Source organism: Wolbachia endosymbiont of Drosophila aff. chauvacae BK-2020 (assembly GCF_032848195.1).
Lineage (GTDB): Bacteria > Pseudomonadota > Alphaproteobacteria > Rickettsiales > Anaplasmataceae > Wolbachia > Wolbachia pipientis.
Genome location: NZ_CP136586.1, coordinates 729,307 through 748,865, shown reverse-complemented (window position 1 = coordinate 748,865; position 19,559 = coordinate 729,307). Strand labels below are relative to the sequence as shown.

The following is a 19,559-nucleotide window of genomic DNA, read 5'->3' as shown; positions in this document are numbered from 1 at the left end:
TTCATTTTTGAAGGTAAATTGCACAGCAAATGGTGTCATTCCAGTGCTCTTTTTTTGTCATCCCAGTCTGGGATCTATTTTGCATGTAACTCCAATTGTGTTTTGGCATAAAACGCGACACGTATTAGACTTATTTGCAAGCAAAGCTTGCTAGATCCAAGTAGTCAGGACACTGGAATGACACCATAGGGGCACTGCCGTCATAAAGGAACCAGTGTCAGCTACTTGGATGACAGCTAGCCTAACAACCGTCATCCCGCTGCTTGTTAGCGGGATCTAGAGATACCGCGGGGTTGTAAAGTAATTTTTTACATCTAATGCTCGGCCAGTGCCTGCATGATACCACGTATTATCTATACCAAGGTGTTCTGCTTGTAGATATTATACCAACAATCCACTATTTTTTTTATGTCTTGTGGTTTAGTTTCTGGACCTATACTGATTCTAATTGAACACTCTGCTTGCTCTTTTGTTGCCCCCATTGCAAGCAAAACATGGGAAGGCTCAACTTTTCCAGAAGAACATGCGGAGCCATTACTAACTGCAATATGATTCAAGTCAAAATGCATAAGCTGCACATCACTCTTTACTCCTGGCATATAAATAAAACTTGTGTTTGGCAGCCTCTTAGAGTTTTTACCGAAGATTCTTATGTCACTGGCAAGATTTAATAATTCACACTCTAATTGATCACGTAGCTCCTTTACTTCATCCATTTTTGATAGAAGGTCTGGAATATTTTGCAGTGCAGCAGAAAGGCCTGCAATCGCAACAATATTTTCCGTACCACCACGAAATCCCTTCTCTTGTCCACCACCTATTATAATAGGTTCTATCGCAAGTTCTTTATTGAATATTAAAACTCCACTGCCTGCTACACCGCCAAATTTATGGGCGGATAAAGTGAGTAAATCCACTCCTAAATCTTCCATATTAACTTTAATTTTTCCAACACTTTGAGCAGTGTCAGTGTGGCAAATTGCTCCAAATTTGTGGGCTATTTCAGCTATTTCCTCAATAAGTTGAATAACTCCGGTTTCGTTATTTGCCATCATAACTGAAACTATTGCTTTGTTTCCTTTAAGTTCGCTTAGAATTTTTTCTAGCTCTAAAAAGTCAACAATGCCCTCCTGATTAACAGGTATTATATATGGATTACATGCAGAATTAAGAATTGAAGGATGCTCTATAGCTGAAATTATATGCAGGTAGCCTGCTATTCCTCTCATAACAAGGTTATTCGCTTCAGTTGCACCAGACGTAAAAACTATTTCTTTATCACTTGAGACGCCAATAGCACCACGTACGTTATCTCTTGCATCCTGAAGAATCTTCCTCGCTTCTTGTCCTCTTTTATGTAGTGATGATGGATTGAGCGTTTGTTTTAACAAGACCTCAAATATACTTTTTTTTACATTTTCACTAATTGGAGCAGTTGCATTGTAATCAGCATATACGCAACCACTATTTTCTAAAGAGAATGGACTCATCTGTCACTTAAATAAGTTTACCATCAACTATAGCCATAACTATGTACGTTAGCTTTAACACGATAAAAAATTTATTGCAAAAACAGCGAAATTAATACATAATTAATAACTCACGTCATTAATACCTGTCAAGCGGGTTCTTATTAGGGGTTACCATGGTTGAAGTTTTTTTGAATAATGCAACAAGAAAGATAGAAGGTGAATACCACCAAAGCAAAGATGCCAACGCGCCGGTTGTGCTGGTTTTACATCATCATCCTCAATATGGTGGTAATATGGATAGTAAAATTGTACATAGTACATATACGTCTTTTATCGATAACAATTTTTCTGCATTGAAAATTAACTTTCGTGGTGTGGGAAAATCTACCGGAACTTTTGATAAGGGTATAGGAGAATTAACTGACGCTGCGGTAGCCATTGATTGGCTTCAGGAACATAATCCTAGCAATGTTCCAATTTGGATCGCTGGTTTTTCTTTTGGAGCATGGGTGGCTATGCAGCTAACAATGCGCCGCCCTGAGATAGTGGGTTTTATTGCTCTTTCTCTTCCGGTAACTAAGTACGATTTTTCTTTTCTTTCTCCCTGTCCAGTTTCTGGGCTTATAATACAAAGCAGTAATGATACAATCTCAGAAGAAAGCGATGTAACAGAATTAGCAAAAAGGTTGATAAATTCAGTAAGAAGTGATCACATGAAATACTATATAATAGATGATACTAATCACTTTCTAAAGGATAAAGAAGAGGAAGTGACTCAAATCGTGGACAATTATATAAAACTGCGCTTGAATAGTGCAACTATTTCTTTTCAAAAGGTCAAAAAAGAGGTAAGGGTAAAAGAATATGCCTAATCTTTACAAACAAGAGAAATGAGTCTAGTAATATAAATGAAAAGGTTTTGTTATGTTTAAAAAGCTATTATTTTTTGTTTTAGCTGTGTTTATGTTATCGGGGTGTTCCCTAAATAAACAGCGTAAGTTAAAAAGTCCGTGTATAAAAAGCAATGAAAGCATTTCATGCGAGTTGTACTCTGTTAATGATCATTGGTTAGATAAGTATAAGGCATAGAAATTGTGCTATTTTTCCTATTCACAACTTCACTAATGATCGATCTCTCAATTGGAAAATGCAGTCTGCCTTTTCTGCAAGGAGATGATTGTGTGTTACTATAAGCATAGAGCTGTTATTTTCCTTTACGTATGAATGTAGCAGTAAAAACACGTTAAAAGAATTTGTTGGATCTAAGTTTCCTGTTGGCTCATCTGCAAGTAAAAGCTTTGGAGAATTTACAATGCTTCTTGCAATTGCAACTCTCTGCCTTTCCCCACCCGAAACTTCAGATACCATGCTACTTGCTTTGTTTTCCAGACCAAATTTTTCCAACATTGCTTGCGAATTTTTTTTTGCTTCAGCTTTGCTTTTTCCTGCAATGAGTTGAGGAAGCATAATATTTTCCAACACCGATAACTCTTGTAACAAATAGTGAAATTGATAAACAAAACTAAGAAAATTTCTTCTTACATGAGTTTTATGCTTATTACTGGCTTGTGTGCAATTTATTCCATCTATCGTAACTATACCTGAAGTTGGCTTGTCCAACAAGCCTGCGATTTGCAATATAGTTGTTTTCCCTGCACCTGAATCGCCAATCAGCGCTACTACTTGCCCTCTTGTGACACTTAAGTTGATATCCTTTACAACAGCAGAATTGTTCTTGAAGCTTTTATCTACGGAAGTTAGTTCTAGTGCTACATTACCACCCATGTTTAAAAGATCCAGAAGGCATCTAAGTTTTAGTAATAATTAAACCGAAAAACTGTTACCACAACCACATTGAGACTTAGCAAAGGCATTCTTTATTTGAAAACCAGAACCACTGAGATCCTCAGTATAATCTATAACTGAGTTATTTAAAAATTTTGCTGAACAATTATCAACCATTAATACAGGGTTTCCATTTTCATCATTAATTACTATATCTTTACCTTTTTCGCTAAAACTGGAGTGGCTTCTATAGTCCTCACTTTCTTCATAGTCATCATCTTCGTCTTCGTCATCAAACTCATCATCGTAATCATCGTCTTCATCATCCAAAGATAGATTTTTATTCATTTGATCCATAAGAAAATTGTATTTGAAGCCAGAACATCCACCACCTGAAACTGCAACCCGTAAAATGGAACTCTTATCCCCTTCCTGCTCTGCAAGAGAGTGGATTTTTTTTAGTGCATTATCAGTTAAGTTGATGTTGTAATTTGTTGACATAGTAACCACCGTTTATTATTTATAACTTATTATAGTAGAAATTTTACATGTCAAACAATAACTTTCTATTAAATTATGCATGTTTTCCAAGCAAAACAAAAGGGAGATACTTCAAAGAGCCAGAAGATGAGAATCGCAGCTGCTTTCAGCGTGATAGGGACCGTATCATTCACTCTAATGCGTTTAGAAAATTGGAGTACAAAACACAAGTTTTTATCAATTATGAGCACGACTACTATCGCACTCGGCTTACTCATAGCCTTGAAGTTGCACAAATTGCAAGGTCCATTGCGCGTAGACTTGGCTTAAATGAGGATATCACTGAATGCATAGCGCTCGCACATGATCTTGGTCATCCTCCATTTGGTCATGCAGGTGAAGATGCTCTAAAGAAATCAGTTCAAGATTTGAATCTTGATAACGAGAAGTATGAGTTTGATCATAATGTTCAAGCTATAAGGATTTTAACTTACCTCGAACAAAAACATGCTGATTTTGATGGTATGAATCTAAGTTGGGAGGTGATTGAAGGAGTTGCAAAACATAACGGTCCCTTGCTTGGTCAAAACGCGGAGTCTTCTACAAATAATCAGCTGTTATTAGAATACAACAAAAAATATGATCTAAAACTTGAAGAATTTTCAAGCATTGAAGCGCAAGTTGCTTCAATTGCCGATGATATTGCTTACAGTGTTCACGATCTTGATGATGCACTCAGAGCGAATTTAGTAACCATCGAAGATTTGCTGAATGTTCCTTTAATTGAAAAAATGTTTAAAGACATAAGGAGCAGATATTCAGAATTGCCTCAGAGCAAACTCATACATGAATCACTGAGTGGAACTATAGGAACTATGATAAGTGATGTTGTTTCTCAGACTGAAAGAAATATTGAAGATCACAAAATAAAAAGCGTAGAAGACGTAAGAAGTCTAAATAAAATGCTAGTCACATTTTCACCAGAAGTTGCGAATGCTACAAAAGAAATGAAAAGATTCAACATGGAGAAAATATACAGAAGCTATAAACTGAGTAGAACGATGAACAAAGCAAAACGCATAATACAGGAACTCTTGCAATGTTTTTATGAAAACCCAGGATTACTTCCCACAGAGTGGAGCAAACTCGCTTGTGAATCTCAGCGTTCAGTAATAATATGTGACTATATCTCAGGTATGACAGATAGATTTGCTATACACGAGCACAGAAGAATTTTTGATACCTCATACGAAATGACTTCTTTCTAATGACTGATGATCATTTCATGTCAATTGCATTAAGGCTTGCAGAAAAAAATCTTGGAAATGTTGCACCAAATCCTGCTGTCGGGTGTATTATTGTAAAGGATGGTACAATTGTTAGTGAGGGATACACAGGGATTGGTGGGCGTCCGCATGCGGAGGTAGTCGCTTTGCAAAACGCTAAAGATTCAACTCATGGCGCAACTATATATATCACTCTTGAGCCATGTTGTCATCACGGAGTCACGGGGCCTTGCACTGCAAAAATCATAAAAGCTAGCATAAAAAGAGTAGTAATTGCAACTATTGACCCAGATAGTAGAGTTTCAGGCAGAGGCATGAAAGCTCTGAAAGAAGCAGGAATTGAAGTTGAGCAAGGTATTATGCAAAAAGAGGCAAAAGAACTGAATGTCGGTTTTTTCACCACTAAAGAATTACATAGACCATTTATAGCTTGCAAAGTCGCAACAACTCTTGACGGAAAAATCGCAACATTTACAGGCGATAGCAAATGGATAACAAGTGAAAATACGAGAAACTGGGTGCATGAGCTCAGAACGAAATATGATGCAATTATGATTGGCAGCAATACTCTTATTAATGATGATCCACTCTTAACTTGCAGATTACCAGGACTCGGAAGTAGATCGCCAATAAGGCTAATTATAGATAGTCAAGGGAGATTAAAGGAAGAGCATAACATTGCAAAGACTGCAGACAAAGTAATAACTTGGGTCATCACAAATAAAGAAGTAGAGAAAAAAATAAAAAACATTAACTACTTAGTAGTTAATTCAAGCAACGCAGGTAAGGTTTGCCTAAAGGACATGGCATTAAAACTTGTTTCAGAAATTGGTATAACAAGATTATTAGTTGAAGGTGGAGGAGTGTTAATCACAGAACTATTAAAGTGTAATTTAATCGACAGGTTGATAATATGCCGCAGTGGTAAAATTTTAGGCAATGATGCCACTCCTTTTGTAGGAGATTTAGGGATTCAATTCATTAACAACTGTTATCAGTTTAAAAAAACAAAGATAATAGAGTTTAGTGAGGATATAGTTGAGGTTTGGGATAGGTCGTCATAATCCTTACATACTCAAACAGTAAAAAAAAGGTATCCGTTCAGCGGAGCGGTAAAATAAAAAGTAGACAAGGAGTGCTAAAAACATAATATCACAAGTAGTATGTGTGGTAAATATGTCTGATCTACTAGCTAGTCTTCTCAAGCTCTGTGAAAGCTTTAAAATAGAGATAGAGCAACTAAAAGCAGAGATAAAGAGGTTAGAGATAGAAAACGAAAATTTTAGATCTGAGAATAAGGCGCTAAGAATCGAAAATGCTGAATTGAAAGAAAGACTAGGTCTGAATTCACAAAATTCATCGATACCGAGCTCAAAAGAGTTATACAAGCTAAAGAAGAAAAAGAAAAAAAGTGACAGGAAAATAGGGGCACAGATTGGGCATGAAGGAAAGTATCGCCCTAAAATGGAAGCAGATGAAGTGGTGAAAATAGAGTTCTTGCGAGTGCGGAGGAGAAATTGCGATATCGAAAGAGCCATACATTCATCAAAAAGTTGATTTGCCAGCTTATGTTGTGGAATACCAATGGCCGCTGTTGCAAGTGTGGAAAAAGAAAAAGTAGCAGGCTACCAGAAGGTGTTACTGCGGATACATTTGGTCCAAAAGTTAAGTCAACAATTGCGGCGCTGAGCGGATTTTACAAGAACTCGAAAAGAGAAGTAGCAAATATTATAAAAAATATTTTCAACCTGGACATCAGTGTTGGTAGCGTGTCAAATAGCGAGGCTAGAGTTGCAGAAAAATGCCAAGAAGCATATGAGCAAATCGAGCAAGAAGTAAGTAAAAGTGAAGTTCTGCATATCGATGAAACGAGCCATTATAACAAAGGTAAACTTGGTTGGTGCTGGATGTTTGCCAGTAATACAGCAAGTTTTATAAAATTGACAGAGTCAAGAGGAATGAAGGTTTTACAAAATAGTAAGTTCTGCAATCGCAATAGCTTACGACAGGTACGCAGCATACAACTACTTTGCCGATAAGAATAGGCAAATCTGTTGGGCACATTTATCAAGAGATTTTGAAAGATTAGCACATAGTTGAAGTTAAAGTTCTGGGCTGTTACTTAAGAAACGTAGCCACTGAATTATTTGCACTAAAAAAGGCCTTGCTAAAAAATGAGATAGATGTTTTTAGATTTACCAGACGTGCCAGAAAGTTGCGAAAACGTACAAGGTATTACTTGAAGCCGTTTACCTGAAGCAATTGGAGCTTCTCGAGTTGCAAAGAATATTTTGAAATCTGAAAGAATGATGTGGAAATTTTTAGATGACCCAGAAAACATTCCGCTGACAAACAACCATGCTGAACAGCAGATACGGCATTATGTCGTTTATCGCAAAAATTCATATTTTACCCAATCGAAGTGGGGAACTTGAACGGATAATTTCATTATACTTGACATGGAAACAAAGGGGTCTCAATCCTTTCCAAAACCTCTTATCTATCATCTCTCACACCGCTTAGCTGAACGGATACAACCCAAGAAAGGGTTTTCTACGTCATACCGCCGCGGTATCTCAGCATAGATTCCGCTAACGAGTAGCGGAATGACGAATTTGTTGTTTTTCAAATTGTAGGTAAACCTAAGCCACTTTAGCTATATAGGATTACTACGATGGATTTTTAAGATAGTTTATGGCCTTCTTAATATCTTCAGCCTTGAATATCGCCGATCCCGCAACTAAAATATCTGCACCTGCTTTTATTATATCAGCTGCGTTAAAAAAGTTAATTCCACCATCTACTGAAATTTGTGTTTTAAGGTTACGCTCTTGTATCATTTTTTTTATAGTAGATATCTTGTTCAACTGTGAATGAATGAATTCCTGCCCTCCAAAGCCAGGGTTGACTGTCATAATCAGCACAATATCTAGCTCATGTATTATATATTCAAGCACACTTGGAGAAGTTGAAGGAACAATTGAAACTCCAACTTGAATCGGTTTTTTTTCGTCGTTTACATTTTTGTATGACTTTATCTTTCTTATCAACCTCTCAAGGTGTGTCTCTGCTTCTGCATGTACAGTGATAATATCAGCACCAGCATTTATAAAGCTTTCAATGTGGTTACCAGGAGATTTGACCATTAAATGCACATCAAAAGGAAGATTGCTATATTTACGTATTGCAGAAACAACGCTAGGACCAATTGTAATATTTGGAACGAAATTCCCATCCATAACGTCTATGTGTATGTAATCCACACCTAAATCGCTAATTTTTCTTACTTCTTCCCCTAATTTTGCAAAATCTGCTGAAAGTATAGAAGGTGCAATTTTAATACTCATGAGCTGCCTTTTTTGCTAAAAAATAACTTATTTTCAAAACTCTGTCACCCTAAGCACCATCTGAGTAGCTAGAGACCGATATCGGTATGCCTATTTAACTAGATCTTAAATTAGATAAAAAAAGGTAGTCTTGATAAAACTTATTTACAGCAAGTTTTTTTACATTTGGACTTTCTGTTTGTTCTTTTTTGTACCCTAATTTATAGCTTATTGAATCCTTGTATAAACTGATCGTTTTGTATGCTTTGTTCATCTCTCTAGGAAAGATGCCGTTAGCAATTACGACGCATAACCCTGTAGCTGTTGCAAAAGCTAGAGTGGTAAATGCTAGATTTTGTAAAAAATTCCTTCCACTAACTTTTTTTTCCTGTATATTAGCAGAGTGCGATTTGTTTGACACTTCTTCTAGATATTCATGCCATATGTGATTGCAGTTCGTACATTTTACCTTTCTTCCAGACGCGCCAATTTGCTTAGGAGATACTAAGTAAGTTTTAGTACAACTATTACATTGTATTTTCATAGCACTTACATATAAGTAGTAACAAGCCCAAATGATACGAGCTACAAATTTAATATCAATATATATATAACAAATGGAAGGTTTGCAACTAAAAAAAACACAGAGTGAGATAAAAGATATTTGGAAAAATAGAGAAAAATTTAATGACTGTAATCTAAAGAAAACAGCAAGAATAGCAATTAAAGAGGTAATTGAGCTCCTTGATAGTGGCAAAATTAGAGTAGCAGAAAAGCTATCAAGTGGAGAATGGGTAGTACATAAGTGGATAAAGCAAGCAATATTATTACATTTTCTCACCGAAGAAAATAAAATAATAGATAATACCAATTGCTGGTTTGATAAGATCGGTAACAAGTTTAGTGAATGGAATGAGGAGAAATTTCGCCGGTTAAAAATTAGAGCAGTTCCTGGGTGTTTTGTTCGCCGATCTGCTTATATAGGTACAAATGTTGTTCTAATGCCAAGTTTTATCAACGTTGGTGCATATGTTGATTCAGGAACAATGATAGATACCTGGTCAACGATTGGTAGCTGTGCGCAAATAGGAAAAAACTGTCATATTTCTGGTGGAGTGGGAATAGGTGGAGTTCTTGAGCCTATTCAAGCTTCACCTGTCATTATAGAAGATAATTGCTTTATTGGAGCACGTAGCGAAGTGGCCGAGGGTGTGGTAGTGAGAGAAGGATCAGTCCTTGGCATAGGCGTGTTTATTGGGGCATCAACAAAGATTATTGATAGAGAAACTAGCAAGGTATTTTACGGCGAAGTGCCACCTTATTCTGTAGTGGTACCAGGGTCTATTCCATCTAAAAATAATATTTCAACCTATTGTGCAGTCATAGTAAAAAAAGTGGATGAAAAGACGAGATCGAAAATCTCTATAAATGAAATATTGAGGGATTAAACTATCTTACTCCTTGTCGTCACTTTTTTTATCATTATTACTAACCACAGTAATGGCATACGCGCATAACTCTGAGAAAGAGACTCCATTTTCTTGAGATAGTTTATATAATTTTTGTAGACTTTCTTTTACTTTATTAGGGATATTCCCTCCACGTTCTTTTACAAGCCAGGAATCTTGATGATGAATTGGATGAGCATCGCTTTTTGGATTTCCTATATATATTGCAAAAGGTGAACTTTGCCCTTTGAAGTCACATTGTACAGTAAATTTTTTTATAGATTCGGCCATTTAAAGACCTCTACTTTTCTTTTTGGTCGATTTTATAGCAGGTGGAAGAGGTGGTTTCTTTATAAAATCTTGTCTATTGACAACACTTTCTCTACCTTCCAAAGCTCGGCGAACATCAGCTCTGCTTAATTGCGACTCTTTTGCTACCTTCATTCCATGCTTTGCCATAATATTAGCACATGCTAGTACTTTTTTTACCAATTCTAGATCACCATTTAGCATTTGAACTAGCACTTGAAACACTTCCGCTAAAGTTAGCCCATCAGCATTTATAACCTTGTTTTCTATAAAATTGACAGCTTCTTCAAATTTGTATTCAATACTATCATCTTGAGGTATAAGGGCAACATAATCGGTGTTTTTGTCGTCCATAACTGAAGCACTATTACTCACAAACTTAAGTTTATACTATATATATAAATACTCTACTATTTTATATTATGGCACGCTATAGTTAAACATTTATTAATAACATGCTCACTTATATACACGAATTAATTGACAAAAGTCAAGGATCAATATCCATTAGTGATTTCATGAATGCCGTTTTGTACCATGAAAAATACGGCTATTATACAAGTAAATTACCGCTTGGTAAGGATGGTGATTTTACTACCGCACCTGAGATCAGCCAATTATTTGGTGAAGTAATTGCAGTTTGGATAATGCATACATGGGAAAAATTAGGAAAGCCATCAAAATTTTCTCTAGTTGAACTTGGGCCAGGCAAAGGAACACTCATTCACGATATAATAAGAGTCACTAAAAAATACAGCAGCTTTTTTAATTCAATGTTGATCCACTTAGTTGAAATAAGCCCTACTTTACGGAAGATACAAAAGGAAAAATTAAAAAGCTTAGATGTTAATTGGCACAAAAATATTGACAACCTACCAGAACAACCAACCATTTTTTTAGCAAATGAGTTCTTTGACGCTCTTCCGATAGATCAGTTTGTATATCATGATGAGGGGTGGTATGAAAATATGGTGACAAAACAAGATGATGGCAGTCTCTTGGTGTCATGCCAGTGCGTGACACTGGAATCCAGAAAAAAAGAATCATGGATTCCAGTGTCAGCTACTCAGATGACAAATGGAAAATTTTTTAATGGTGCAGTGGTGGAAATATGTTCAGTTGGGGTTGAAATATTAAAAAAACTTGAGAAGAAGATATATAATAATAAAGGAGCTGCTTTGATTGTAGATTACGGTTATGTATACCCCGCATATAAGAGCACTTTGCAATCGATAAAACAACATAAGTATGCTAATTTTCTTGAGAATGTTGGTAATAGTGATATTACCGCACTTGTGAACTTTCAAGCGTTAAGAGATCCATTAAAGCATGTAGATTGTGAGATTTTAACTCAAAGGGAATTTTTATATCTTTTTGGCATAAAAGAAAGAACCCAGGCTTTAATGAAAAGCGCAAGTGATGAACAAAAGAATAGGATCTTTAGTGAATTCTTAAGGTTGACTGAAAATATGGGCACTCTTTTTAAAGCAATGCTATTGATATAGCTAACCCAAGAAAGGTTTCCCTACATCATACCGCCGCGATATCTCAGCATAGATTCCGCTAACGAGTAGCGGAATGACGAGCTTATTGTCATGCCGCCGCGAACCGTCATACCGCGATTCATTCGCGGTATCTCTTAACATAGATCCCCCTACTATACCTTAACATAGATCCCGCTAACACGTAGCGGGATGACGAATTACTTAACCATCATTACACCGTCATACCGCGATTCATTCGCGGTATCTCTTAACATAGATCCCGCTAACACGTAGCGGGATGACGAATTACTTAACCATCATTACACCGTCATACCGCGATTCATTCGCGGTATCTCTTAACATAGATCCCCCTACTATACCTTAACATAGATCCCGCTAACAAGCAGCGGGATACTTAACCATCATTACATCGTCATACCGCGATTCATTCGCGGTATCTCTTAACATAGATCCCCTACTATACCTTAACATAGATCCCGCTAACAAGCAGCGGGATACTTAACCATCATCTACACCGTCATACCGCGATTCATTCGCGGTATCTCTTAACATAGATCCCCTACTATACCTTAACATAGATCCCGCTAACAAGCAGCGGGATACTTAACCATCATCTACACCGTCATACCGCGATTCATTCGCGGTATCTCAAAGCATAGATCCCGCTAACACGTAGCGGGATGACGGTTGTTGTTTAGCTATAAATATTAAGAAATTTACCAAATGAAAAAAAAGGCAAAAGAAGCCCCGTGGTTATTATCCGCTTTAAAATATTGGCGTTTTTTATGTTTTAAACGCTTGACAAGCGAGATTCAGCCGCTTTTAATTGCAACTAACTTACGCTGCAAATGTTTAAGAAATTTACTAAGCAGAAAAAAAGACAAAGAATCCCCGAGTTAGCTAGTCTTTTACTATCTCTGTCGAGTATTGGCATTTTTTGATGTCTTGTAACGCTTTATAAGCGCGTTCAGCTTATTTAGATAAAAATCTAGATGTAGATGAAGTTTTGTAAAGACATACAGTATCTATATACTGCAAAAAATTGAACATAAGACGCCGATACATTAAGTAATCCTTACCTTTTAATCTGCAGATTGGCGAAAGCAAATACAATAGCTTCACTATCATGATAAGGGCGCTGGCGAAGGGTGTCAAGTAAGTTTTTTCGTTTCTATTCCCAATAAAAGTTTGTTATATGGTTATGCAAGAAGTTTAATACTCATAGTTTCAAGCATATACTGAAATATTTCATTAGCTATAGCAACATCTTGGCGTGGGGCTTTGCCGTGTTCTATAAACACAGAGATTGCATAGCGCGGGTTATGGTAAGGGCCATAGGCGATAAATAACTTATGACTTTCGCCCTTAGAGTTTATTTCTGGTGTACCGGTTTTGCCAGCAATTTGTATACCGCTTAGCCCTTTCTTATAGGTTCCAGTTTTAGAATTCACCACGTCAAACATAGCTTTTCGAACTATGCTAAGATGCTCACAATCCACATCAATATCGGGAAAATCTTGTATCGTTTCATTCATCTTAATGCGGGGAATTACCTCTTTTCCTGTTGCAATCCTCGCTGCAAGAACTGCAAGCTGTAGTGGTGTTGTAAGCATATACCCTTGTCCTATAACTAAGTTGATAGTGTCACCTAAATACCACTGCGAATATAGCTTTCGTGTACGCCAATCTCTATCTGGCAACAACCCTGGAGCTTCTTCTTTAAACGTTCCAATCAGTGGCCCACTTCCAATACCAAATTTTCTGGCCATTTCTACTAGAGAGTCTACACTTATTTTTTTCCCTATATTATAAAAGTAAGTGTTGCATGATAATGCCATTGCCTCATTTAAAGATACATACCCATGGACTTTGCTTTTCAGACAACGAAATTTCCGCTCACCTATTTTCATATAGCCCTTGCACGAGAATTTCTCTTCTGGTGTTATTATTCCGTCTTTTAAACCCGCAAGCGCAACTATTACTTTAAATATTGAACCAGGTGGAATTTGATATGATAACGCACGATTCACGAGCGGCAATGAAGGAGCATTCAAGCTCTCCCAAGTCTCATTTGATAGCCTGCTAGCAAAAAGATTATTATCGTAAGAAGGTGAATTATATAATGCTAAAATTTCTCCATTATTTACATCAATTACCACTGCGGAGCCTTGGTGATCTTTAAATACCTCTGCGGTTTTCTCTTGCAGATTAATATCAATTGTCAGTTGTACATCTTGTCCGTCTTGTTGTGGTATGCTTGATAATTCTTTTATGACGCGTTTTTTAGAATTTATTTCCTGCTCAGATTTTCCTGACTTGCCTTTCAATATATGATCATATGTATATTCAATACCGCTGATTCCTACTTCGCTTATGCCTTGCTGTCTTTTTGTATATCCGATTACATGAGAACACATTGAACCAAACGGGTAATAACGTTTATAAAGAGCAGTTATTTTTTCTGACGATTTTGCTATTTTAGACTCGACTTCTGATAATGTCTGCAAATCAACTTCCTTACCAGAACCATCAAACAAAACAACATACGAAATTTTGTTTACCGCAAGTTCAATGCTATTCCTATCTAAAATTTTGCCCCGCTTAGGCATAATAGTAGCAACTCTTATTCTATTACTATTAGATAGTGCTTCGTACTTTTGTCTGTTTCGTATTTGTAAATTATATAACCTGCAACTAAAAACCGCAGAAATGGTAAGCTGAATACCACCTAATATGAATGCTCTGCGGTTAAAGACTTTGTTTTTTGTCCACATAACATTCCTTCAAAACACACTTTTTTCCCCTCTTTTATTGTTACACTTCTGGCTTTTACCGTATTACAAACCCTTTTTTCCCACTCACTTAAGGTCACAAACTTATAACCTGATTTTTTTAGTATTTTAATAATATGAGGTAAAGCTTCAATTGTGTTTGACCTGTTATTGTGATCATGAAACAGTATAACTGCTCCATTATGTACATTACTTAAAACTCTTTCAACTAAAGTTTCTGGCTTATCACCTTGCCAATCTAGCGAATCAACTGTCCATAATATTGAATACATATTTAATTGATCAGTATTTTCAGTCAGATTATCGTCATAACATCCATATGGCGGACGAAACCATTTTACATCTTGTTTTATTGCATTTTTAATTGCTGTATTTGTCTTTTCCAATTCTTGCAATTGTTCCTCACTTGAAAGTGATGTCAACTTCCTATGCGACCAAGAGTGATTGCCTAACTCATGACCTGATTCATGAATTTTCTTTACTATTTCAGACGTTTTTTCATTTATACGTTCACCAAGCACAAAAAATGTTGCTTTTGCTTCATAGCTTTCCAGAACATTAATAATATCGTTTACTCTATTGTTAGACGGTCCATCATCAAACGTAAGCGCAACAAACTTATCGTCGTTATTCAATAATTTTTTTATATTACTTAAATTTCTATATGATAGATCTAGATTACAACTGAGCCCACAGTATGGTAAATTAAAATTACAATCACTACAAAAAGCCGTACTTGAATATAGTAAGAAAAAAGTGATTATCCTTATAAACATTTGTAATCAGCAAAGTGATAGAATACTACACTTTTTTGCTAAGTTAAGCCATCTTTAATTGCTGTAGCCTTTACTTCATCGCTTCTTTAATATATTGTATTAACAATTTTATATAATATATTATGATTGCAAATATAAATACCGTTGCGCTTCAGGGAATTAGCACAGTAAATGTCAATGCACAAATTCATATGGCAAATGGTATTCCAGCTTTTAATATTGTTGGATTGCCAGATAAAACTGTTGCGGAATCCAAAGAATGCATCAGAGCAGCGTTAAATTCAATCAATCTACTACTACCTCCAAAAAGAATTACAGTTAATCTCTCCCCTGCGGATTTACTGAAAGAAGGTAGTCATTATGACTTGGCTATTGCTATTGGACTACTTGTTGTAATGAATGTGATACCAGTTGAAAAAGTTCAGTCTTATATCATTATGGGTGAGCTTGCCCTTGATGGCAGAGTTATTCCAGTTTCAGGAGTGCTGCCAACAGCGATCAATGCAAAACAGGCAAATAAAGGAGTAATTTGCCCAAGGGGAAATGGAGTAGAGGCTTCATGGGTAAAGAATGTTTCAATTCTAGCTATAGAGAAATTAACTGATATTATCAGACACTTTAAGGGTGAGCAATTAATTCAGCCAGTAATTTTTAAATATAGTGATGCACCCAAAGAAAAAAGATTGGTTCCCGATATGAAGGATATTAAAGGCCAAGTTGTTGCAAAAAGAGCAGCTGAAATTGCAGCAGCAGGTGGGCATAATATGCTTCTTGTTGGCCCTCCTGGTACTGGAAAATCAATGCTTGCTAAGCGCTTTATAGGATTGCTGCCTGATTTAACCGAACAGGAGATGATTGACGTTAATATTATTTCCAGCATAACAAAAACTGGTAATGAAATATTCAAAGTAACTCGCCCCTTTCGTGAACCTCATCACTCATGTTCCATGCCAGCAATGATAGGAGGAGGAAAGAATGCAAAACCCGGAGAAATTACCATGGCTCACAATGGCGTGTTATTTCTTGATGAGCTACCTGAATTTCCAAGACTCGTGCTTGATTCTCTGCGCCAACCACTTGAAGATAGAAAAGTTACCGTTGCAAGGGCAAATGCTCACATAACCTACCCTGCCAATTTTCAACTGATAGCTGCAATGAACCCTTGCAGGTGCGGTTATTTAGGTGATGCAAGCAGATCGTGCAACAAAGCTCCAAAGTGTGGCACAGATTACAAAAACAAAATATCAGGCCCATTGCTTGATAGAATAGACATATGCATTGAAATGCCAAACGTTAGCATACTCTCTCCTGAAATCTCTGTGGAGGGAGAAAGTACTAAAATTATAAGAGAAAGAGTGATAGCAGCAAGAAAAGTTCAAACTGAGCGCTATAGTGAATTAAATATTCGTTGCAATTCAGAAGTAAGCGGTGAAGCATTTAATAAATTTACTGAACCAGATCAGGCAGGGTTAGAATTGCTAAAATACGTACTGAAAGAAAATTACATTTCCAATCGAGGCTACACACGCGTATTAAAAGTTGCAAGAACTATTGCAGATCTTGCAAAAAGTGAAGAAGTAAAAAGAGCACACATTGCTGAAGCGCTCAATTACAGAATAAAGGTATATTAAAAAATTAGTTTACTTGACAGGCAATTTTTTTTACTATATGCTCCCTTAATGAAATTTTAACATTCTATTTAAGGAGTAGAGTTATGGCATTAACAAATTATAAGTATAGAAAAGAGGATGGCATTTTTCATGCTATTTCAGCAGGATATATACAAGCTGAAAAATACTGGGAAATTCCTGGTGCTGCTGGTGGAGCTGGTCAGTACGCTATGCATAATAAAGGGAGAACAGCATTATTTCCGCTTGCAGTTGCAAGTGTTGTCTTTACAGCAATGCATATGAAAGCAGGCTTTGTTAGTGCAGCAGAAGCTTCTGGGTTTCTTGCTAAGACTGCCAGTTACTTTGTTGGAACAAATCAAGCAATAGCTGCTTCATTACCTGGATTTATCGGAACAGGTGTTGCTGGTCAGATAGTTGCGGGTGCCATAATGGCAATTGCTGCAGTTGCTGCTGTTTATGGAACATATCAAGTTGCCTCAAAATTAAAAGATGTTGCAGTTGAAGCATTGAAAGGGAAAGCTCAGGTAGCAGGATAATCTTCAACAAAATAAAAAGGGATAGGTTTCTGTCCCTTTTTATAAACGTTTTCTATTTTTTGCATCGGTTAAGTGATGTCATCTAAGAATCTAGTTATTATAATTAACGGCACTTATTAGTATAAATGTTAAGAACAAGTAAATCCCGTTTACTATTTACGCCTATAGAAGTGAAAAGTATTTGCATATTATTAAAAAAGCGGTAACTTATTATCAAGTGAATTCGCTAAATTTGAGTAATTTAAATGTCTATTAATCTTAGTCTGCCGGAGTTGCCTATATTACACCCAAGGATTACCGTTGTGGGAGTGGGTGGTGCTGGTGGAAATGCTGTGAATAACATGATCCAATCTAATTTGCAAGGAGTGAATTTTGTTGTCGCAAATACCGATGCTCAAGCACTAGAAAAGTCGTTATGTGATAAAAAAATTCAGCTTGGCATTAATTTAACTAAGGGGCTTGGTGCTGGTGCTTTGCCTGATGTTGGCAAAGGTGCAGCAGAAGAGTCAATTGATGAGATTATGGAGCATATAAAAGATAGTCATATGCTTTTCATCACAGCAGGAATGGGCGGTGGTACTGGAACCGGTGCAGCACCGGTAATTGCAAAAGCAGCCAGAGAAGCAAGAGCCGCAGTTAAGGATAGAGCGCCAAAAGAAAAAAAGATATTGACTGTTGGAGTTGTAACTAAACCGTTCGGTTTTGAAGGTGTGCGCCGTATGCGCATTGCAGAGCTTGGACTTGAAGAACTGCAAAAATACGTGGATACACTTATTGTCATTCCAAATCAGAATTTATTTAGAATTGCAAATGAAAAAACTACATTTTCTGATGCATTTAAACTTGCTGATAATGTTCTGCACATTGGCATCAGAGGAGTAACTGACTTGATGGTCATGCCAGGGCTTATCAATCTTGACTTCGCTGATATAGAAACAGTAATGAGCGAGATGGGCAAAGCGATGATCGGCACCGGAGAGGCAGAAGGAGAAGATAGAGCAATTAGTGCTGCAGAGGCTGCAATATCTAATCCATTGCTTGATAATGTATCAATGAAAGGTGCGCAAGGAATATTAATTAACATTACTGGTGGCGGAGATATGACTCTGTTTGAAGTTGATGCTGCAGCCAATAGAGTGCGTGAAGAAGTAGATGAAAATGCAAATATAATATTTGGTGCTACTTTTGATCAAGCGATGGAGGGAAGAGTTAGAGTTTCTGTTCTTGCAACTGGCATTGATGGTCGCAATAATAAATCAGAAACTTCACCTATAAGTCAGAGCGAAGACTCAGAGAAAGAGAAATTTAAGTGGCCATATAGTCAAAGTGAAAGTACACAAGACAAAACACTGGAAACAAAACCAGCTGAACAGGTAAGCGAAGGAGCTAAGTGGGGCAGCAATATCTATGATATACCAGCTTACTTAAGAAGAAAAAAATAATGCAATTTTGGCTACTTAAGTCAGAGCCAAGTGAATACTCATGGCAAAAAATGGAAAAGGAGCAGGTAGTTGAGTGGGATGGTGTGCGCAATTATCAAGCTCAAAATTACATGAAAATTATGAAAGCAAGCGATCTTGCGTTTTTTTATCATACAGGTAAAGAGAAAGCAATACTTGGAATCGTTGAAGTATTTAAAGAGTATTATCATGTTAATGATCCCAAGTTCGGATTAGTGAATGTAAAGTTTTTGAAACCTTTAAATAACCAAGTAACGTTAAATAATATAAAACAAAACCCACTTTTGAAAAATATGACTATATTAAAACAACCACGTTTATCAATTGCCCCAGTTTCGGAAATTGAATGGAATGAAATAATAAGGATGAGTGATGTGTAATACCTGTCATTTCAGTTCCTAAATGATGTCATTTCAGCACACAACGCACAGCTGTATGAATATTTGTCTCGAAGGCAGTGCATTAAACGTTATAGCCGATTTTGCATCAAACACAAAGGTGTCATTCCAGTGCTTGACACTGGAATCCAGCCTTAATGCAACCACATTAAAGCCGTTGTGTTTTAATATAAGATTAGCTACTTTTATATTCACTAACTTGATGTCTAATCAAAATTCCTGGATCCCAGTGCCTAGACACTGGGATGACATCCTTCTAGTGTACAATATTCGTACAGTTGTGTACATGACACAAGGGTCTATAACTCTTCTTTTTTGGATTCCAGTGTCAGCTATTTGCATGACACCCTTACTG

20 protein-coding genes and 1 pseudogene are annotated in these 19,559 nt (G+C 36.6%); 10 read left to right on the top strand and 11 right to left on the bottom strand.

What is annotated here, in order from left to right; genetic code table 11:
* Positions 1-353 precede the first annotated feature (353 nt).
* Positions 354-1,490, bottom strand: a complete 1,137-nt coding sequence (locus tag R0F62_RS03915; RefSeq protein ID WP_274979118.1) for a cysteine desulfurase family protein — start codon at positions 1,488-1,490, stop codon at positions 354-356.
* A 155-nt stretch (positions 1,491-1,645) separates the two neighbouring features.
* Here R0F62_RS03915 and R0F62_RS03910 point away from each other — a divergent pair, with 155 nt between their 5' ends.
* Positions 1,646-2,344 (top strand): alpha/beta hydrolase, encoded by a 699-nt coding sequence (locus tag R0F62_RS03910; RefSeq protein ID WP_010081989.1) that lies wholly within the window; start codon positions 1,646-1,648, stop codon positions 2,342-2,344.
* A gap of 238 nt (positions 2,345-2,582) precedes the next feature.
* Here R0F62_RS03910 and R0F62_RS03905 read toward each other — a convergent pair whose 3' ends face one another.
* A complete protein-coding gene (locus tag R0F62_RS03905; RefSeq protein ID WP_010962776.1) occupies positions 2,583-3,257 on the bottom strand; it encodes an ABC transporter ATP-binding protein in 675 nt (224 codons plus the stop codon).
* A gap of 39 nt (positions 3,258-3,296) precedes the next feature.
* On the bottom strand, positions 3,297-3,758 hold the full coding sequence (locus tag R0F62_RS03900) for a HesB/IscA family protein (protein ID WP_010081891.1): 462 nt from the start codon (positions 3,756-3,758) through the stop codon (positions 3,297-3,299).
* A gap of 47 nt (positions 3,759-3,805) precedes the next feature.
* Here R0F62_RS03900 and R0F62_RS03895 point away from each other — a divergent pair, with 47 nt between their 5' ends.
* The 3 genes and pseudogenes from R0F62_RS03895 to tnpC all read left to right on the top strand — a co-directional run bounded on the left by R0F62_RS03895 (position 3,806) and on the right by tnpC (position 7,546).
* Positions 3,806-5,005, top strand: coding sequence for a deoxyguanosinetriphosphate triphosphohydrolase (locus R0F62_RS03895; protein WP_274979120.1), 1,200 nt, complete (start codon positions 3,806-3,808; stop codon positions 5,003-5,005).
* On the top strand, positions 5,005-6,087 hold the full coding sequence (gene ribD, locus R0F62_RS03890; RefSeq protein WP_010962779.1) for a bifunctional diaminohydroxyphosphoribosylaminopyrimidine deaminase/5-amino-6-(5-phosphoribosylamino)uracil reductase RibD: 1,083 nt from the start codon (positions 5,005-5,007) through the stop codon (positions 6,085-6,087). Before R0F62_RS03895 ends, ribD begins: the two co-directional genes overlap by 1 nt.
* Before the next feature lie 112 nt (positions 6,088-6,199).
* Positions 6,200-7,546 (top strand): annotated as a pseudogene (gene tnpC / locus R0F62_RS03885) (IS66 family transposase).
* Between the two features lie 146 nt (positions 7,547-7,692).
* Here the strand turns inward: tnpC and rpe are convergent.
* Both rpe and R0F62_RS03875 read right to left on the bottom strand, forming a co-directional pair.
* Positions 7,693-8,370 (bottom strand): ribulose-phosphate 3-epimerase, encoded by a 678-nt coding sequence (gene rpe, locus R0F62_RS03880; protein ID WP_038198978.1) that lies wholly within the window; start codon positions 8,368-8,370, stop codon positions 7,693-7,695.
* 94 nt (positions 8,371-8,464) lie between these two features.
* Positions 8,465-8,893, bottom strand: a complete 429-nt coding sequence (locus R0F62_RS03875; RefSeq protein WP_010962781.1) for a zinc-ribbon domain-containing protein — start codon at positions 8,891-8,893, stop codon at positions 8,465-8,467.
* Between the two features lie 73 nt (positions 8,894-8,966).
* On the opposite strand from R0F62_RS03875, the gene dapD reads away from it, so the two are divergent.
* Entirely contained in the window at positions 8,967-9,797 is an 831-nt protein-coding gene (dapD, locus tag R0F62_RS03870; RefSeq protein ID WP_010962782.1) for a 2,3,4,5-tetrahydropyridine-2,6-dicarboxylate N-succinyltransferase, read from the top strand.
* Positions 9,798-9,803: 6 nt separating this feature from the next.
* On the opposite strand, the gene R0F62_RS03865 is transcribed toward dapD, so the two are convergent.
* Together R0F62_RS03865 and R0F62_RS03860 are read right to left on the bottom strand one after the other, a co-directional pair.
* Complete coding sequence (locus R0F62_RS03865) at positions 9,804-10,088, bottom strand: DUF2610 domain-containing protein (RefSeq protein ID WP_010962783.1); 285 nt, start codon at positions 10,086-10,088, stop codon at positions 9,804-9,806.
* On the bottom strand, positions 10,089-10,460 hold the full coding sequence (locus R0F62_RS03860; protein WP_022626336.1) for a hypothetical protein: 372 nt from the start codon (positions 10,458-10,460) through the stop codon (positions 10,089-10,091).
* 101 nt (positions 10,461-10,561) lie between these two features.
* On the opposite strand from R0F62_RS03860, the gene R0F62_RS03855 reads away from it, so the two are divergent.
* Positions 10,562-11,611 (top strand): class I SAM-dependent methyltransferase, encoded by a 1,050-nt coding sequence (locus R0F62_RS03855; protein WP_010962785.1) that lies wholly within the window; start codon positions 10,562-10,564, stop codon positions 11,609-11,611.
* Positions 11,612-12,810: 1,199 nt separating this feature from the next.
* Here R0F62_RS03855 and R0F62_RS03850 read toward each other — a convergent pair.
* Positions 12,811-14,385: a penicillin-binding transpeptidase domain-containing protein gene (locus R0F62_RS03850; protein WP_006280388.1), complete on the bottom strand. Its 1,575-nt coding sequence runs from the start codon at positions 14,383-14,385 to the stop codon at positions 12,811-12,813.
* A complete protein-coding gene (locus R0F62_RS03845) occupies positions 14,340-15,179 on the bottom strand; it encodes a polysaccharide deacetylase family protein (RefSeq protein WP_274979194.1) in 840 nt (279 codons plus the stop codon). The genes R0F62_RS03850 and R0F62_RS03845 overlap by 46 nt, the downstream gene beginning before the upstream one ends.
* A 122-nt stretch (positions 15,180-15,301) precedes the next feature.
* Here R0F62_RS03845 and R0F62_RS03840 point away from each other — a divergent pair, with 122 nt between their 5' ends.
* From R0F62_RS03840 to R0F62_RS03825, 4 genes are all read left to right on the top strand, one after another.
* On the top strand, positions 15,302-16,810 hold the full coding sequence (locus R0F62_RS03840; protein ID WP_274979193.1) for a YifB family Mg chelatase-like AAA ATPase: 1,509 nt from the start codon (positions 15,302-15,304) through the stop codon (positions 16,808-16,810).
* Positions 16,811-16,893: 83 nt separating this feature from the next.
* Positions 16,894-17,346, top strand: coding sequence for a hypothetical protein (locus R0F62_RS03835; RefSeq protein WP_317051325.1), 453 nt, complete (start codon positions 16,894-16,896; stop codon positions 17,344-17,346).
* 245 nt (positions 17,347-17,591) lie between these two features.
* On the top strand, positions 17,592-18,788 hold the full coding sequence (gene ftsZ / locus R0F62_RS03830) for a cell division protein FtsZ (RefSeq protein ID WP_274979191.1): 1,197 nt from the start codon (positions 17,592-17,594) through the stop codon (positions 18,786-18,788).
* Entirely contained in the window at positions 18,788-19,186 is a 399-nt protein-coding gene (locus tag R0F62_RS03825) for an EVE domain-containing protein (RefSeq protein WP_007549395.1), read from the top strand. Before ftsZ ends, R0F62_RS03825 begins: the two co-directional genes overlap by 1 nt.
* A gap of 33 nt (positions 19,187-19,219) precedes the next feature.
* Here the strand turns inward: R0F62_RS03825 and R0F62_RS03820 are convergent, their stop codons facing one another.
* Together R0F62_RS03820 and R0F62_RS06680 are read right to left on the bottom strand one after the other, a co-directional pair.
* On the bottom strand, positions 19,220-19,399 hold the full coding sequence (locus R0F62_RS03820; RefSeq protein WP_022626337.1) for a hypothetical protein: 180 nt from the start codon (positions 19,397-19,399) through the stop codon (positions 19,220-19,222).
* Between the two features lie 15 nt (positions 19,400-19,414).
* The gene (locus R0F62_RS06680) at positions 19,415-19,546 is read right to left on the bottom strand and encodes a hypothetical protein (protein WP_255322244.1); all 132 of its coding nucleotides are present in this window, start codon (positions 19,544-19,546) and stop codon (positions 19,415-19,417) included.
* Positions 19,547-19,559: the final 13 nt, after the last annotated feature.